Annotated in this window: 14 protein-coding genes and 3 pseudogenes; 10 read left to right on the plus strand and 7 right to left on the minus strand. The window is 60.6% G+C overall.

Annotated features, from left to right (window positions below; genetic code table 11):
- Positions 1 to 130 (minus strand): annotated as a pseudogene (locus ACIQ47_RS04880) (integrase core domain-containing protein); the annotation flags it as partial.
- Between the two features lie 124 nt (positions 131 to 254).
- Here ACIQ47_RS04880 and ACIQ47_RS04885 point away from each other — a divergent pair.
- From ACIQ47_RS04885 to dhaK, 10 genes and pseudogenes are all read left to right on the plus strand, one after another.
- A pseudogene (locus ACIQ47_RS04885) lies at positions 255 to 335 on the plus strand (LacI family DNA-binding transcriptional regulator); the annotation flags it as partial.
- 9 nt (positions 336 to 344) lie between these two features.
- Positions 345 to 1289, plus strand: a complete 945-nt coding sequence (locus tag ACIQ47_RS04890) for a substrate-binding domain-containing protein (protein WP_396429183.1) — start codon at positions 345 to 347, stop codon at positions 1287 to 1289.
- Between the two features lie 60 nt (positions 1290 to 1349).
- Positions 1350 to 2690 carry an ABC transporter substrate-binding protein gene (locus ACIQ47_RS04895; RefSeq protein WP_396429177.1) on the plus strand — a complete coding sequence of 447 codons (1341 nt, stop codon included), beginning with the start codon at positions 1350 to 1352 and terminating at the stop codon, positions 2688 to 2690.
- Positions 2691 to 2834: 144 nt separating this feature from the next.
- Positions 2835 to 3740, plus strand: a complete 906-nt coding sequence (locus ACIQ47_RS04900; RefSeq protein ID WP_396429182.1) for a carbohydrate ABC transporter permease — start codon at positions 2835 to 2837, stop codon at positions 3738 to 3740.
- A 6-nt stretch (positions 3741 to 3746) separates the two neighbouring features.
- Positions 3747 to 4703, plus strand: coding sequence for a carbohydrate ABC transporter permease (locus ACIQ47_RS04905; protein WP_296291824.1), 957 nt, complete (start codon positions 3747 to 3749; stop codon positions 4701 to 4703).
- Positions 4704 to 4718: 15 nt separating this feature from the next.
- Positions 4719 to 4931 (plus strand): hypothetical protein, encoded by a 213-nt coding sequence (locus tag ACIQ47_RS04910; protein ID WP_296291825.1) that lies wholly within the window; start codon positions 4719 to 4721, stop codon positions 4929 to 4931.
- Between the two features lie 4 nt (positions 4932 to 4935).
- Positions 4936 to 6063, plus strand: coding sequence for an ABC transporter ATP-binding protein (locus ACIQ47_RS04915; RefSeq protein WP_396437099.1), 1128 nt, complete (start codon positions 4936 to 4938; stop codon positions 6061 to 6063).
- The gene (locus tag ACIQ47_RS04920) at positions 6056 to 7087 is read left to right on the plus strand and encodes an ABC transporter ATP-binding protein (RefSeq protein ID WP_296291827.1); all 1032 of its coding nucleotides are present in this window, start codon (positions 6056 to 6058) and stop codon (positions 7085 to 7087) included. The genes ACIQ47_RS04915 and ACIQ47_RS04920 overlap by 8 nt, the downstream gene beginning before the upstream one ends.
- A 22-nt stretch (positions 7088 to 7109) precedes the next feature.
- Positions 7110 to 7706, plus strand: coding sequence for a dihydroxyacetone kinase subunit DhaL (dhaL, locus tag ACIQ47_RS04925; protein WP_296291828.1), 597 nt, complete (start codon positions 7110 to 7112; stop codon positions 7704 to 7706).
- A 43-nt stretch (positions 7707 to 7749) separates the two neighbouring features.
- Positions 7750 to 8739 carry a dihydroxyacetone kinase subunit DhaK gene (gene dhaK, locus ACIQ47_RS04930; RefSeq protein ID WP_396437100.1) on the plus strand — a complete coding sequence of 330 codons (990 nt, stop codon included), beginning with the start codon at positions 7750 to 7752 and terminating at the stop codon, positions 8737 to 8739.
- Between the two features lie 378 nt (positions 8740 to 9117).
- Here the strand turns inward: dhaK and ACIQ47_RS04935 are convergent.
- The 6 genes and pseudogenes from ACIQ47_RS04935 to ACIQ47_RS04960 form a co-directional block, all read right to left on the minus strand.
- Positions 9118 to 9276, minus strand: a pseudogene (locus tag ACIQ47_RS04935) (IS5/IS1182 family transposase); the annotation flags it as partial.
- 277 nt (positions 9277 to 9553) lie between these two features.
- Positions 9554 to 10828, minus strand: a complete 1275-nt coding sequence (locus tag ACIQ47_RS04940; protein ID WP_396437101.1) for an amidohydrolase family protein — start codon at positions 10826 to 10828, stop codon at positions 9554 to 9556.
- On the minus strand, positions 10829 to 11752 hold the full coding sequence (locus ACIQ47_RS04945) for an ABC transporter permease (protein ID WP_296292340.1): 924 nt from the start codon (positions 11750 to 11752) through the stop codon (positions 10829 to 10831).
- Positions 11749 to 12810, minus strand: coding sequence for an ABC transporter permease (locus tag ACIQ47_RS04950; RefSeq protein WP_296292341.1), 1062 nt, complete (start codon positions 12808 to 12810; stop codon positions 11749 to 11751). Before ACIQ47_RS04950 ends, ACIQ47_RS04945 begins: the two co-directional genes overlap by 4 nt.
- Complete coding sequence (locus ACIQ47_RS04955) at positions 12807 to 14375, minus strand: ABC transporter ATP-binding protein (RefSeq protein ID WP_396437102.1); 1569 nt, start codon at positions 14373 to 14375, stop codon at positions 12807 to 12809. The genes ACIQ47_RS04950 and ACIQ47_RS04955 overlap by 4 nt, the downstream gene beginning before the upstream one ends.
- Positions 14376 to 14440: 65 nt before the next feature.
- On the minus strand, positions 14441 to 15442 hold the full coding sequence (locus tag ACIQ47_RS04960; RefSeq protein WP_396437103.1) for a BMP family protein: 1002 nt from the start codon (positions 15440 to 15442) through the stop codon (positions 14441 to 14443).
- Positions 15443 to 15534: the final 92 nt, after the last annotated feature.

Raw genomic sequence — 15534 nt, forward strand, 5'->3', positions numbered from 1 at the left:
TGTACAGAGCCACGTAACGCATGAGCGTTTGCTCCAAATCTTCACCGCTGGTGAATCGGTGTGTCTTGAGCACATCAGCGATACGCCCGTTGAAGCGCTCGACCATGCCATTGGTGCGCGGCGTGCGGTCGGCATCTCGAAGATGATCCGGCGAGCCAACAATGCCACCGGAACCACCACGGAACTGGTAAAAACCCTGATTGATTTAGTTATTGATGTAGATAAGCTGAACATCGATCAAACATCAATTCGCAATGTCAACTCCTGTCACTATTGCTGAAATTGCCCGTAGCGCAGGAGTAGGTACGGCCACAGTGGACCGAGTGCTCAACAGGCGATCGGGTGTGAATGTCGAGACCGAGCGCAAGGTTTTGGATGCAATACGTGCCCTTGGTGCCCCGGCCGTTAGCCGCGGCAGGCCGCGCAGCAAAGGCAACTTGAAGTTCGCGTACGTCTTGCCAGAGGGCAACTCACCGTTTCTGGATGACCTGGAGCGGCACATTGCGCAAACCGCCGGTGATTTCCGTCACCAGCACATCACCGAACTGACCTTCCGATTTTCAGCCGAAGACCCTGCAAATTTTGCACTGGAGCTATCCCGTGTGACCGACTGTGATGCGATTGTGCTCATCGCACCCGATGTATCAGCGATCAAACTGGCGATCAATGACCGCGTTCGTGCCGGCGTGCATGTCGCAACACTGTTTACGGATGTGGCCGGCTCCATGCGTCAGGCCTTTATCGGAGCCGACAACCTTGCCGCCGGAAGAACGGCCGGGTTGCTGTTGGGGCGAATGGCCCGCCAACAACAAGGCACACAGCTTTTGTTGGTATCCCAGACCACCCGGATGTCGAGCGAGATCGAACGGCGCATCGGTTTTTCTCAAGTGGTTGAGGAGCGTTTCCCGGACCTTTCTGTGGTTCGTTTGGCAGATATTCCGTCCGACGACGAAGGCGCTTTCAAGGCATTGGCCGATTACCTGGAAAGCGGTGTTGACCTGTCGAGTTTGAGCGGGCTGTATTGCGTTGGCCTTGCCAGTGCGGGCTTGGCTGGGGCACTTGAACAAGCAGGACTAACCCAATGCGTGCCGCTCATTGCACACGATTTGACCGCGGCACACCAGTCCATGTTGATCAATGGAAGTCTGGCTTATGTGCTGCACCAGGATGTTCATTATTGTGTTCTCACTGCTGCTCGCGTCCTGCGCGGGCTGTGTGAAAACGTGCGCGGGGTGCAAAGCGTAGCGCAGCCGCGCGTAGAAATCTTGACTGCCGAGAACCTGCATTGAGCGGTAGCCGGGTGTGTGTTGGTGTTTGACTTTATTCAATTTTTTCGAGGAGAACGTTAAATGAAGAAGATTTTCAAGAAGTTGCCAGCGCTGGCGACAGTGGCACTGGCAGCAGCGCTGAGTCTTGGCAGCACGGTCGCTCAGGCGCAGGAAAAGACCATTACCCTCTGCTGGGCTGCGTGGGACCCGGCCAATGCATTGGTCGAACTGTCCAAGGACTTTACTGCGAAGAGCAAGGTCAAAATGAAGTTCGAATTCGTGCCATGGCCCAACTTTGCGGACCGCATGCTCAATGAGCTCAATTCCAAAGGCAAACTGTGTGATTTGATCATTGGTGACAGTCAGTGGATTGGCGGTGCCGCCGAAAGCGGCCACTACGTCAAGCTCAATGACTTCTTTGCCAAAGAAGGCATCAAGATGACCGACTTTGCGCCGGCCACCGTGGTTGGCTACGCCGAGTGGCCCAAGAACACGCCCAATTACTGGGCGCTGCCAGCGATGGCCGATGCCCTTGGCTGGACTTACCGCAAGGACTGGTTTGCCAAGCCTGAGATCCAGGCTGAGTTTAAGAAGAAGTTCAACCGCGATTTGGCGCCACCCAAGACCTGGACAGAGTTCAAACAAGTGTCCGAGTTTTTCCAAGGTCGGATGATCGATGGCAAGAAAGTCTACGGCGCCTACATCTTCACTGAGCGTGGCTCCGAAGGCATCACCATGGGCGTGAGCAATGTGTTGTATCCCTTCGGCTTCAAATACCAAGACCCCAAAAAGCCTTATGCATTGGACGGATTCGTCAACTCGGCAGATTCAATCAGGGCCCTGGAGTTTTATAAGTCGCTCCACAAAGGCAGCACGCCTCCCGGGTTGACCAACGCCTATATGGGCGAAGGCCTGGACGCGTTCAAGTCCGGGCAGGTGGCCATGATGATGAATTGGTTTGCCTTCTTCCCGGGTCTGGACAAAGACCCGAATGTGGGGGGGGCCAAGATCGGCTATTTTGTGAACCCATCGGACAAAACCAAGGGCGTACAACTGGGGGGGCAGGGCATCTCGGTGGTTTCTTACTCACCCAATCGCAAGGAAGCGCTGGCCTACATCAAGTGGTTTGCGAATCCCGAAGTACAGAAAAAATGGCAGGCCATTGGCGGCTCATCGGCGCACAACGCAGTGCTCAAAGACCCTGGCTATCTGAAGAGCGCGCCTTATGCGGCTGCCTTCCAGGAGTCCATGAACCAAGTGGTGGACTTCTGGGCCGAGCCGTCGTATGCGCAACTGATGCTGGCTCAGCAAAAGCGCGTGCATGACTTCGTGGTAGCCGACAAGGGTACCGCCAAAGAGGCTCTCGACGGCCTTGTTGCTGATTGGAAGAAGGTCTTCAAGGACGACGGTAAGGTCAAGTAAGACCCGATCTGTTTTCCTGCCGCCGACAGTGTTCCCGCTCTGCGCTGGTGGCGCAGAGCGGGTTCATCAACCCCATTCCTGATTGGCTGGAGCGCTATGTCAGTTCAAACACCTTTGGTTGACCGCCTTGCCCGTGCCACACCGATGCCGGTGGCCAGCCAAATGCGCGGCCTGTCCGACCGTTCCATCGCCTGGATTTTTATTGGCCCGACCATGCTGTTGCTGCTGGCCATCAACATCTTCCCGCTGATTTGGACCATCAAACTCTCCTTCACCAACTACCGGGCCAATCGGCCCAACGCTCCGGTGAGCGATCTGGGCATTGAAAACTACGTCACGATATTGACCGACCCCGACATCTGGGCCGCCATGCAAACCACCGCTCACTTTGTGTTCTGGACGATTGCCTTGCAAACCCTGATCGGCTTTACCCTGGCTTTCCTGATTGACCGCAAGTTCCGTGGGCATGGTTTCTGGACCACGCTCATCCTGATCCCCATGATGTTGTCGCCCGCTGTGGTGGGCAACTTCTGGGCTTTTCTGTACCAGCCGCAAACCGGCTTGTTCAACGCTGTCGCGGCTGTCCTGACCGGCGTTTCGCCTGCTTCGTTCTCGATGCTGGGAGAAGTGCCTCTGGCTCCTTGGGCCATTATTCTGGTGGACACCTGGATGTGGACCCCTTATGTGATGCTGATTTGCCTGGCTGGATTGCGCTCGATTCCGGACTACATCTATGAGGCTGCCGAAGTCGACCGTGCCTCCAAGTGGCGCCAGTTCTGGTCCATCACCCTGCCAATGGTTCTGCCCTTCATCATGCTGGCCGTGCTGTTTCGCGGTATTGAGAATTTCAAGATGTTTGACATGGTGAATCTTTTGACCTCCGGTGGCCCAGGCTCCACCACCGAGGTGGCATCCATCACGCTCAAACGCGAGGCGTTTGAAAAATGGCGCACCGGTTATTCATCGGCCTTTGCCATCATTTTGTTTGTTGCCGTATTCGGTCTGGCAAATATCTATGTCAAAGCCCTTAACCACATCAAGAACCGGTAACGCACCATGCGCAAAGGCATCAGCACCGCCCACTCGGTCGTAGAACCTTCACCACAAACCCGTTGGCTGGCTGGCGTGCTGGTGGTGTTCTACGCGCTGTTGACGATGATTCCGCTGGCATGGATCATCATGACCGGCTTCAAAACACCGGCTGATGCGATCAGCTACCCGCCCAAAGTGATCTTCAGCCCCTCTGTGGAGGGTTACTGCAATCTGTTCACCACGCGCTCCCGCCAGACCCCGGAGTACATTGCCAGCCTGCCGCCCCCAGTCAGCAACTGCGAAGAGATTGCGCGCAGCCAACAAATGGTGGTGGCTGGGCCTTCTAATTTCGCGCCGCGCTTCACCAACTCGCTGATTATTGCTTTTGGCTCCACCGTGCTCTCGGTCGGCTTGGGTGTGATGGCCGCCTACGCATTCTCACGCTTCAAGGTACCGCTCAAGGACGACTTGTTGTTCTTCATTTTGTCCACCCGCATGATGCCGCCAATTGCAGTGGCCATTCCTATTTATCTGATGTATCGCGAGTTGGGCTTGTCCGACACCCGGCTGGGAATGATCTTGTTGTACAGCGCAGTTAACGTGTCTCTCTCTGTCTGGTTACTCAAGGGCTTTATTGACGAAATTCCACGTGAGTACGAAGAGGCTGCGATGGTCGATGGCTACACCCGCCTGCAAGCGTTCCGCAAAGTGGTGCTGCCGCAGGCCACCACCGGCATCGTGGCAACTGCCATTTTTTGCCTGATCTTTGCCTGGAATGAATACGCCTTTGCGGTGTTGCTGACCTCGGGCGAGGCGCAAACCGCGCCGCCCTTCATTCCCATCATCATCGGCGAGGGTGGCATGGACTGGCCCGCAGTCGCCGCTGGTACCACGTTGTTTCTGGTGCCAATTCTGGTCTTCACCGTACTGTTGCGCAAACACCTCTTGCGAGGCATTACCTTTGGTGCCGTGCGTAAATAAAGCGAAAGCCTCCCCATGTCCCAACCCTCAAGCCCTTGTCACGAAAAAAAGAACAACTGGCCCCGCTGGCTGCGTCGCAACACTCTGGAACTGGTAGCCTGCTTCATCATCGGCCTGGGCATCTTGATGCTGCTGCAGCCTTTTGCGTTGATTCTTTACACCTGGTCTTTTGTCACCATGCTGGCGGGTACCGTCATGTTCATGGTGGTCTCCAAGTTTCCCGAGTAACACGATGGCCGCAATACGAATTCAAAATCTGTGCAAGGCATTTGCCGATTTCACAGCCGTCAAGGATTCCTCCTTTGTGGTGAATGACGGCGAATTCTTTTGCCTGCTGGGTCCTTCCGGCTGCGGTAAGACCACGACCTTGCGAATGATTGCCGGGCTGGAACTGCCGACCTCAGGTCAGATTTTTCTTGGCAATGAGGATGTGACGTTCAAGCGCGCCTCGGCCCGTGACATCGCCTTTGTTTTCCAGATGTTTGCGCTCTATCCGCACATGTCGGTCCGGCAAAACATGGCTTTCCCACTGGTCTCTCAAGGCATGCCACGCGCCGAGATTGAGGAGCGCGTAGCCCAAGCCGCCAATATCCTGCATATCAGCCACCTGCTCAAGAGGTCGGTCTCTGGTCTGACCAGCGGTGACCGACAGCGTGTTGCATTGGGGCGGGCCATTGTGCGTCAGCCTATGGCTTTCATGATGGACGAACCGCTGGGCGCGCTGGATGCTGAATTCCGCGAACTGATGTGCCAGGAATTGCGCGGCCTGCACGATAGGCTGAATGCCACCACCGTCTACGTCACACACGATCAGCGCGAGGCCATGTCCATGGCCGACAAGATCGCCATCATGAATCAGGGCGTGATTGAGCAGCTCGGCACCCCGCAGGAGATTTATGAGCGCCCGGCCAGTGTTTTCGTGGCCGACTTTATGGGCTCGCCCGCCATGAACTTCATTCCCGCCCACACCGCTTTGGCACAGGGTGCCACCAGCATCAACTTGGGTTCGTTCGCGGTCGGCATGCCCGCCGTGCGCGATGAAGTCAGTCATCGTCCGCTGCTTTACGGCGTGCGGCCTGAGCACATTCGCCTATCAGGCGATGCGCCCTTGCGCGCCGAAGTCGTGGGTGTGGAATACCTGGGCAATTGCCAAATCATCACACTCAACACCGCGCTCAATTGCGTCGTGCGTGCCAAGGTCGATGTCAATGTCAAGGCAACTCGTGGCGATCAGGTCGGATTGGAATTCGATTCCACCGAAGTAAGCTTGTTTGATCAGACCAGCGGGCGGGCCATTGGCACTGCACGCGACGACCTGGCGATCAACGCCGTCGGAACCCGAAAGGCTGCATATGGCTGACCTGAAACTTACAGGTGTCAGCAAAAATTTTGGTTCGCAGACTGCGCTCAGCGACTTGAATATCGACATTGCCAGTGGCGAGTTCGTGGTTCTGCTGGGCCCCAGTGGTGCTGGCAAAACGACCACCTTGCGGCTGGTGGCCGGCCTCGAAAAGCCCGACACTGGTGCGGTATGGATCGATGGCCGCGATGTCACGGCACTGGCACCGGCCCTGCGGGACGTGACCTTTGTTTTTCAGCAGTACTCTCTTTACCCGCACCTCAATGTGTACGACAACCTGGCCTTCCCCTTGCGCTCGCCATTGCGCAAGATCAGCGAGGATGAGATCCGCACCAAAGTGCTGGAGGTGGCACGCATGCTGCATATGGAAGACAAGCTGAAAAACCCTGCTACCCAGCTCTCGGGGGGGCAAATGCAGCGGGTGGCAATCGGCCGGGCGCTCGTGCGCAACCCTTCTGTGTATTTGATGGATGAACCGCTGTCATCACTCGATGCCAGGCTGCGCAATGACCTGCGACTGGAGCTCAAGCGCATCCAGCAGGACAGCGGTGCCACCATGCTGTATGTCACTCACGACCAAGTCGAAGCACTCACCCTGGCCAATCGTATCGGTGTGCTCGACCAGGGCCGTATGGTGCAGTTGGGCACGCCGCAGCAGATCTACCAGGACCCCGACTCCGTGGCCGTGGCCAGCCGCCTGGGCTCCCCGCGCATCAACCTGCTGGCGCGTTCTGCCTTGCCGCAATTGTCCTTGCCCGACGCTGTGCAGACTCTGGGCGTGCGCGCCGAGCATCTACAAGTGCATGCGGCCGACTCTGGCGTGACGGATGGCGTGCCGGCCCGGGTGCTGCGCCAGGAGCGCCTTGGTGACCAGCACCTGCTGCACCTGCGTCTGCCGGGCAGTGTTCAAGAGCTTATTGCATCGTGCGGCCCTGGCCACAGCGCCCGGGCCGATCAGGATGTGCTGATACAGATCACGCAGTGCCTCTGGTTTGATGCAGCAGACCGACGGCTCAGGCCATGACCCCTTCAACCAGCAACACACTATGACATTGAACGCCCTCATTGAAAACGCCACACAAATCCTGGTCGACCATCTGGAAGAGTTGACTGCCCTCGATCAAGCCATTGGCGACGGCGACCACGGGCTCAATATGAAGCGCGGGGCGCAGGCGATTCAGGCCAAGTTGCCGGAGCTGCAAGCGATGACGCTGAACGAAGCCCTGAAATCCATGGGCAAGACCTGTGTTGCCGTGATAGGTGGTTCCTCCGGCCCGGTTTTTGGCACCTTGTTGATGACGCTTGGCAAAGAACTGCCCGAGGAGGCTTCAGCGGACGGTATGGCCAAGGCGCTGCGACTGGGCATCGAGGCACTGACCCGACTGGGCAAGGCTGAAGTGGGCCAGAAGACCTTGCTGGATGTGCTGGACCCGGTGCAAAAAATGCTGGCAGCCGGTGGCCCGGACTTGCTGGCACGCGTCGGCCAATGCGCACACGACAGCGCTCAGGCTACCGCCGATATGGATGCCACACGTGGGCGCTCCTCGTTTTTGGGTGACCGTGCCAAGGGGCATGTAGACCCGGGCTCGCGTTCCATGGCCCTGATCATCGGCTCGATTTGCGACAGCCTGAACCGGGCCTGAGCAGGTTCTACCAATCAACGCTTAATCAAACTTGGGGTGCCTTATGAAAAATTTGATGAACAACGTGGATACCTTACTGGCTGAATCGCTGGACGGCTTCGCCGCTGCACACGCAGACATCGTGACCCTTGGGGTCGACCGTGAATTTGTACGCCGCAAGCGCACCAAGCCCGGTAAGGTGGTGCTGATTTCGGGTGGTGGCACAGGACATGAACCGCTGCATGCCGGCTTTGTCGGATACGGCATGCTTGATGCAGCCTGCCCGGGTCAGATTTTTACCTCGCCCACGCCAAACCAGATGCTCGATGCCGCGCAGGCTGTTGACGGTGGCGCGGGCGTGCTGTTTATCGTCAAGAATTACTCGGGTGACCGGATGAATTTCCAGATGGCATCGGAGATGCTTGACCAGGAAAATGCGGTAGTCATCGTCAACGATGACGTGGCGGTGGAGGACTCCACCTACACCACCGGTCGGCGCGGTGTGGCCGGTACAGTCATCATAGAAAAAATACTCGGTGCTGCGGCGGAGCGTGGCGACAACCTGGCGCAACTTCTGGCGCTGGGCAATGCTGTCAACAAGGCCACAGCCTCCATGGGCGTGGCCCTGACTTCTTGCACTGTGCCTGCGGCGGGTAAACCTACTTTTCAGATTGGCATGCACGAGATGGAGGTCGGCGTCGGTATTCACGGCGAGCCCGGTCGCCGTCGAGTCCCGCTGGCAAGTGCCGACGAGATCGCGCAGGAGCTCACCGGTGCGGTGCTCAAGGACTTGGCCTTGAAAGCGGGACAGGAAGTCATTTTGCTGGTCAATGGTTTTGGCGGCACTCCATTGCTGGAGCTGTATCTGATGGTGAACGCAGCCCGCGCCGTATTGGAGAAAAGCGGCGTCAAGGTGGTTCGATTTCTTACCGGCTCGTATGTCACATCACTGGAGATGGCCGGGTGCTCCATCACAGTCACGGCGGCAACACCCGAATTTCTGGCGCTGTGGGATGCACCCGTGCACACCGCTGCGCTGCGCTGGGGGATCTAACAGGCGCGCGGCGTTTCGAGCGGAGTTCGGCGAACGCCGACACCGCTTGGTGTCCGAGCTCCATGGGGACGGCACGTTCGAGCACCTCGGGTAAAAAAACGGTTTGATTTTTTGCTCATGGCTCCCTCTTTTCAAGTTAGGGAAACTCCTCAAAATCCGAAGCGATTCAATGCGCCTGAAGGTAACCAGGCCAAGGCCCAACACATCAAGGTGAAAAAGGGTAGAGGGGATATCGAGCATCAATGAGCCGCAAGCGCAGGAGCTGGAGAGTTTGAAGATCAAAAAACCGACGCAAAACGCCCAGATGACCCTTTTGTAGTGGCAAGTTTGAAGCTGGCCCTATATCAACAACTTACGTCAGTTGGTGTCGAACTCGGGAGCACCGGCCATCACTTCGGTCGCACCCAACAAGTCCAAGTCTTCGATCTTCTTGCCAGCGCGCACCTGGCGGGCAAAGAGGTGGGCCCATGAAGCTTCGATTTCTTGCCAAGGCATGCGGTTGGCCAAAACGGCCAGTGGATGACGCAGATCGATCATTTGATCGAGGCGGTTGCGAAAGAAATCGGCGGTGATGGACGTATGGGCCTTAAGAACTCCCAGAAAACAGGCTCCATTGGATATCAATGTGGGCGTTTTGAACATTGGGAGTGACCCTGAAAGCCAGCATTCATGCGGGTTTCCGGGGTTTCTCAGGGACGACTTGGTACGCATCCCGCGTCGCAGCAAACGCCACTGGTGGCAGTTGGGGGGATTCGGCTCGGCCCGTTGCCAACACTGCGGACGGGTGTTGCTGCTGATCTTGGGGACGGAGCGTTTATGGGGTCATCCATTGGGTGTGGGTTGGCCGACCAGACAAATGCAGCGCGCTGGTGGCGGCCGGGGTCTCGGCGATGAGGCGGCCACGCCGGAACACCTTGAGCCGGGTGGCACGCAGGCGCAGCGCCTCTACCGGGTCGCGTGCCTGCAGCAGCACAAAATCGGCATGGCAGCCAGGCTGCAAGCCGTAACCCTCCAGGCCCAAGATGGCTGCCGGGTTGACGGTCACCGCTTCAAAGCACTGTCGCATGGCCGCCTGGCTGGTCATCTGCGCCACATGCAGGCCCATGTGGGCGACTTCGAGCATGTCGGCGCTGCCCAGCGAGTACCAGGGGTCCATCACGCAATCCTGGCCAAAGGCCACACGGATGCCGGCCGCCAGCAGCTCGGGCACCCGCGTCATGCCGCGCCGCTTGGGGTAGCTGTCATGCCGGCCCTGGATGGTGATGTTGATCAGCGGGTTGGCCACGGCCGACAGGCCGGCCTCGGCCATCAGCGGCAGCAGCTTGCTGACGTAGTAGTTGTCCATGCTGTGCATGGAAGTCAGGTGTGAGCCGTTGACCCGGCCATGCAGGCCCAGGCGGTGGGCGTGATAGGCCAGGGTTTCGACATGGCGCGACAGCGGGTCGTCGGTTTCGTCGCAGTGCATGTCCACGCGCAGGCCGCGCGTGGCGGCGATCTCCATCAGCAGGCGCACGCTCTCGGCGCCATCGGCCATGGTGCGTTCAAAGTGCGGAATTCCGCCAACCACGTCCACCCCCAGGTCAAGCGCGCGCTGCAGTTGGGCCAGTGCGCCGGGGCTGCGCAACAAGCCGTCCTGCGGGAAGGCCACCAATTGCAGGTCGAGGTAGGGTGCCACCCGGCGTTTGACCTCCAGCAGCGCCTCCACCGCCAGCAGCCGAGGGTCGCAGATGTCGACATGGCTGCGGATCGCCAACAGGCCTTTGGCCACCGCCCAGTCGCAATAGGCCAGTGCACGTTCGATCAGCGCCTCCTGCGTCAACAGCGGTTTGAGTTCACCCCACAGAGCAATGCCTTCAAGCAGCGTGCCCGACTGGTTGACGCGTGGCAGGCCGTAGCTCAGCGTGGCGTCCATGTGAAAGTGTGCGTCGACAAAGGGCGGGCTCAGCAGCAGGCCCTGCGCGTCCAGTGTCTCGGCGGCTGGGGCCTGCAGGCCGGTTGTGACTTCGACGATCTGGCCGTCTTGCACCGCAACCGACATCCGGGTGCGGCCATCGGGCAGCGTGGCGTTGTGAATGAGCAAGTCCAGCATTCAGCGTTCTCCCTTGCGGTAAGGTTTCATCAGGGCCTGCGGGTAGCTGGCCCGGCGCGCCACCAGCACCAGCGCCACGATCGACAGCACATAGGGCAGCATCAGGTACATCTGGTAGGGCAGCACGGCGTCGCCGGCCTGCTGCAGGCGCAGTTGCAGCGCGTCAAAAAAAGCAAACAGCAAAGCGCCCAGCAGCGCCTTGCCCGGCCGCCAAGAAGCAAACACCACCAGCGCCACGCAAATCCAGCCGCGGCCGTTGACCATGTTGAAGAAGAAGGCATTGAAGGCCGACAGCGTGAGGAACGCGCCCGCCACGCCCATCAGCGCCGAGCCGGCCACGATCGCCCCGCTGCGCACCGCCGCCACCGACACGCCCTGGCCTTCGGCGGCCTGAGGGTTCTCGCCCACCATGCGCACCGCCAGCCCGACCGGGGTGCGGTACAGCAAGTAACCGATCAGCGGCACCAACACCAGCGCCAGCAGCGTCAGCGGCGTTTGCTGCGCCAGCACGGGAATGCCCAGCCAGCCCATTTCCTGGAACGGGGTGATGGTGGGCGGGGTGTTCACTTTTGGAAAGCTCACCCGGTAACCGTAGTAGCTCAGCGCCGTCGCCAGCAGCGTGATGCCCAGGCCGGCGACGTGTTGCGAAAGCGCCAGCGTCACGGTCAGCAGCGCGTGCAGCCCGCCCAGGAGCGCGCCGGTCAGCGCCGCCACCGCCACCCCACCCCACAGCGGCGCGCCGCTGTACACCGCCAGCCAGCCAGTCAAGGCACCGGCCACCATGATGCCCTCGATGCCCAGGTTCAACACCCCGGCGCGCTCGCACAACAGCACCCCCAGCGTGCCCAGGATCAGCGGTGTGGCAATGCGCAGCACCGCCGCCCAGAACGACGGGTTGGCCAGGATGTCCAGAAATTCGCTCATTGCCAGCGCACCCGGTACTGCGTCAACAAGGTGGCCACCAGCACCGAGATCAGCGAGGCGGCCACGATCACGTCGGCGATGTAGGTCGGCACGCCAATGGCGCGGCTCATGCTGTCAGCGCCGACCAACACCCCGGCCACGAACACGCTGGCGGCGACCACGCCCAGCGGATGCAGCCCAGCCAACATGGCGATGACGATGCCCGAATACCCATAGCCTGGCGACATGTCCAGCGTCAGATAGCTGGTGCGACCGGCCACTTCGATGGCACCGGCCAGCCCGGCCAGCGCGCCTGACAGCAGCGCCACCAGCACCACAGTGCGCGTCACCGGCACCCCGGCAAAGGCGGCGGCCCGGACGTTGGCACCCACAGCGCGGATGTCGAAACCAAGCACGGTGTACTTCATCAGCACCCAAACCGCCACGGCCAGCGCAGCGGCAATCAGCAGCCCGCTGTGCACCCGGGTCTGTTCGACCAGCTTGGACAGTTCCAGCTCGCCCATCAGCGCCACGCTTTGTGGCCAGCCCATGGCGGTCGGGTCTTTCATCGGGCCGTCCAGCATCAGCGAGACCATCAGCAGCACGATGAAGTTCAGCAGCAAAGTGGTCACCACCTCGTCCACCCCCAGCCGCGCTTTGAGCAGCGCCGGCCCCAGCAACAGCAACGCGCCGGCCAGGGCGGCGGCCAGCAACATCAGGCCAAACAGCAGTGGCGAGGGCAGGTCGAAGCCGGTGCCGCCGTGCAGGCCGCCCACAGCCACCGCTGCCAACGCACCCACATAAAGCTGACCCTCGGCACCGATGTTGAACAGCCGGGCCCGGAACGCCACCGCCGCAGCCAGCCCGGTCAGCATCAGCGGAATGGCGCGGGTGAAAGTCTCGCTCAGTGCAAACACCGAGCCAAAGCCGCCGCGCAGCAGCAGGCCGTAGGTCTGCGCCACACCCGCACCCGCCCACCACACCAGCAACGCGCTCACCAACAGCGTGAACAACACTGCCCCTACCGGTGCCAGCAGCAGCGCCAGGCGCGAGCTTTGGTTGCGCTTTTCCAGCCTCATGCGTGGGCCTGCGCTGCAGCCTCAGTGATGCCGGCCATTGCCAAACCGATCGCCTCACGGCTCCAGTCGGTTGCCAGTCTGGCCGTACCCAGCCGGCCTGCATGGATCACCGCCACCCGGTCGCCCAGGGTCAGCACCTCGTCCAGGTCGTCCGATATCAACAGCACCGCGGCACCGGCATCGCGCGCCGCGATCAGTTGAGCTTGCACATAGGCCACGGCGCCGATGTCCAGGCCCCAGGTCGGCTGGTGGGCTACGATCAGGCGGGGCACTGCAGCAGCGCCATTTGCCCCGGTGCTTGCAGCCACATCGTCAGGCTGGCTCAGAGCCCGGCCCAGAATCAGCTTCTGCATATTGCCGCCCGACAGCGAGCGTGCCGGCACGGCCGGGCCGCCACCGCGCACGTCAAAGGTGCGCAGAACGCGCTCGGCATACGCCCGGGCTGCAGCCCGGCGCACCCAGCCCCAGCGTGAAAACGCCGAACTGCGCAACCGCTCGGACACGGCGTTCTCCCACACCGGCAAGTCACCCACCACACCCACAGCATGGCGGTCCTCCGGGATGCGGGCCACGCCCAGTGGCACCAGCCGGGCCGGCTGCGGCGGCAGTGGCCGGCCCAACAACTGCACCCGGCCGGCGCTGGCGGCGCGGGTGCCGCACAGCAACTCGGCCAGCGCTACTTGGCCATTGCCCGAAACGCCAGCAATCGCCACGATCTCGCCGGCATGCAGGCGCAGATTGGCATCCAGCAGGCGCTCGCGCGCTGGCGCTGTGCTCACGTTGTCCAGCTCGCACACGGCGTCGCCGACCGCCTTGGCCGGGCGGCGTTGCGGCGCCTCGACCGCATGGCCCACCATCCACAGCGCCAGTTGGGCCTGGCTGGTGTCGGCGGACTCGGCCTGGGCCACCAGGTGGCCAGCGCGCAGCACCGCAATCCGGTGCGACACCCGCAGCGCCTCTCCGAGCTTGTGGCTGATGAAAATGATGGACAGGCCCTGGGCCACCATCTGGCGCAGCACCGCAAACAGCGCCTCGCTCTCCTGAGGCGTCAGCACCGCCGTGGGTTCGTCCAGAATCAGGATGCGCGCACCCCGATAAAGGGCCTTCAGAATCTCCACCCTCTGGCGCTCCCCCACCGACAGCCGACCCACCAGAGCGTCCGGGTCCACGCCCAGGCCAAAGCGCTGCGCCACCGCCTGCAGCTTTTCGCGCGCCGCCAGGCGTCGGGTGAAGGGCTGCCACAGCGACTCCGAGCCGAGCATCACGTTGCCCAGCACGCTCAGGTTGTCAGCCAGCGTGAAGTGCTGGTGCACCATGCCAATGCCAGCGGCCAGTGCGGCGTTGGGGTCGCCAGGTGGCAGCGCCTGGCCGAACACCGTGATGCTGCCAGCGTCAGCCGTGTAATGCCCGAACAGAATGGACACCAAGGTCGACTTGCCGGCACCGTTCTCGCCCAGCAAGGCCAGCACCTCGCCGGCACCGAGCGTCAGCGAAATGTCGTCATTGGCCAGCAACGCACCAAAGCGCTTGCTGATGTGGCTAAGTTGCAGGACGGGGGCGGACATGGCAGGGCCAACACAAAGACACACCGCTGCCGGGGTGTCTTGTCTTGTGACGCGCTAAAAAATGTTTATTTGGCCGAGGATTTGGGCTGGTTGTCATCGACCTTGACACTGAACTTGCCGTCCAGAATGGCTTTTTCCTTGGCGCGCACCCTGGCCACCAGCTCGGGCGGCACCTTCTTTTCAAAGGTACCCAGCGGTGCCAGTGAAGAGCCCTTGTGCTTCATCATCGAATAGGGGCCGTAGTCTTCGGCGGTGAACTTGCCCTCTTTGACCAGCTTGATGGCGCGGTCGGCCGAGGGCTCGAAATGCCAAATGGCCGAGGCCACCACAGTGTCGGGGTACTGGGCCTGTGTGTTGATCACGTTGCCAATCGCCAGCTTGCCCTTTTCTTTGGCGGCATCGCTCACGCCAAAGCGCTCGGCATACATCACGTCAGCGCCCTTGTCGATCATCGCAAAAGCGGCCTCCTTGGCCTTGGGTGGGTCAAACCAACTGTTGATGAAACTCACGCTGAACGTCACCTTGGGGTTGACCTCTTTGGCACCGGCCATGAAGGCGTTCATCAGGCGGTTGACTTCGGGAATCGGGAAACCGCCCACCATGCCTATCTTGTTGGTCTTGCTCATGCCGCCGGCGATCATGCCGGTCAGGTAGGCAGGCTCCTGAATGTAGTTGTCAAACACGCTGAAGTTGGGCGCCTGCGGTTTGCCCGAGGAGCCCATCAGGAAAGAGACCTTGGGGAAATCCTTGGCCACCTTGCGCGCGGCAGCTTCTACCGCAAAGGCCTCGCCCACGATCAGTGTGTTGCCGGCCGTAGCGTACTCGCGCATCACACGCTCGTAGTCAGCGTTGGACACGTTCTCGCTGGCCTTGTACTCGATCTCGCCGCGCGCTTGCGCCGCTATCAGCGCGGTGTGCAGGCGCCCGGCCCACTGCTGTTCAAACGGCACGGTGTAAATGCCGGCGACCTTGATCTTGGCCTGGGCCAAACTCAGGGTCGGGGCAGCAGCGGTCAGGGCGGCGGCCAGCACAAGCGCATGGCGGCGGTTCAGGGGGTGGGCTGACATGGGGTTCTCCGGTGAGGGGGGTTAAAAACGACGATGTTACAAAATTCACAGCAAACCATCGTTGCTGGACATGGGCAGGTGCCTGTTTGCGG

It is taken from the genome of Limnohabitans sp., assembly GCF_044373035.1.
Taxonomy (GTDB): domain Bacteria; phylum Pseudomonadota; class Gammaproteobacteria; order Burkholderiales; family Burkholderiaceae_C; genus Limnohabitans_A.